This window comes from Corynebacterium sp. HMSC08C04, assembly GCF_001807495.1.
GTDB classification, from domain to species: Bacteria; Actinomycetota; Actinomycetes; order Mycobacteriales; family Mycobacteriaceae; genus Corynebacterium; species Corynebacterium simulans.
In genome coordinates, this window is sequence record NZ_KV789223.1 from 1 (window position 1) to 1,093 (window position 1,093).

A 1,093-nucleotide genomic window follows, 5' to 3' on the forward strand; every position below is an offset into this window, starting at 1 on the left:
TGTTCACGACGGGAAGTATCCCGTGCAAAGAAAGTCATCTCTGATGAGGGTTTGACTTCAGAGATTTTCCGTCAGCTCCCGCCGGGGTGGTTTGATGATCGATTCAGTGATGGCCGGAGTAAGAGGTCTTTGTCCTATGACCTGCTGTATCTCGGCGGGGCATGTCGGCGTCAACGTCTAGGGGTATTGAGCAGAGTGATATTTAGCCCGCTGCGTTCGGCTTGGTCGATGTGGATTTGGTCAGGAAACCAGGATGAGGCCGCCGATCCAGCTAAGGAAACGGACGGGGCCTATCGGTGCCAAATGGTGCCAAATGGTGTCAAATGGTGCTAAATGGTGCCAAATGGTGCTACCCTAGTGTTATTGCCACCTGTTACGACAGGATCGGAAGAAGACCCTGGGATCCCAGCCGGACGACTGGACTCAGGGTCTTCGCCTGCCTCTAGAGGGAATCCGGGGCGGGACGGTTGAGGACCACTTTCTCGTGCAGCTTCTCCCAGTACTGCTCTTCCCCTAGATGGACGGAGTTCAGTGCTCCCAGAACGGCATCTGGAATCCAGAGCAGGGGATCATCGCCACCGCGTACGTGTCGCAGTCGGATACCAGCACTTTGTCCTTGGCCCTGCAGGGCAACTATATGGGCGACGTCTCGCCTGTTTTGTGCTTCTTGCCGGCTTTCCAAAGTGACGTTGTGGACGTGCATCTCGGAGAGCTCGAAGTACATCTGCTCCAAGCATTTCCTGCGGTGCCTCTCCGTCTTCTTGCTCACTTCACTCTGGTGGGTGATGATCGCTTGCATGGAGTCGATCTCAGAAAGGGTGTCCACGATTTTTCGGCGTCGGCTATTACGTTCGTCGGTCCAGTGAAGTTTGACCTGGCCAGGAAGTCGTAGTGGACGCAGCTCCTCGCGTATTTTTTCCAAGTCTTGAGTGTCGATGATGGCTGCACACACCATGTACTCCTGCCGGTCTGGGGGTCTAAGGGCGGAGGACTCATCGATGTAGGCGACTAGCTGTGATTCCACCCTGAAATTGTAGCCCGTCCGGGCCGACGCACCCCTCGGCCCGGTACCAACTACCCGGAACACGGCAGT

General features: G+C 56.0%; 1 protein-coding gene. It reads right to left on the reverse strand.

Going from position 1 to position 1,093, the window contains the following annotated elements:
• Positions 1-442: 442 nt before the first annotated feature.
• On the reverse strand, positions 443-1,024 hold the full coding sequence (locus HMPREF3169_RS08355; RefSeq protein WP_083281291.1) for a hypothetical protein: 582 nt from the start codon (positions 1,022-1,024) through the stop codon (positions 443-445).
• Positions 1,025-1,093 lie beyond the last annotated feature (69 nt).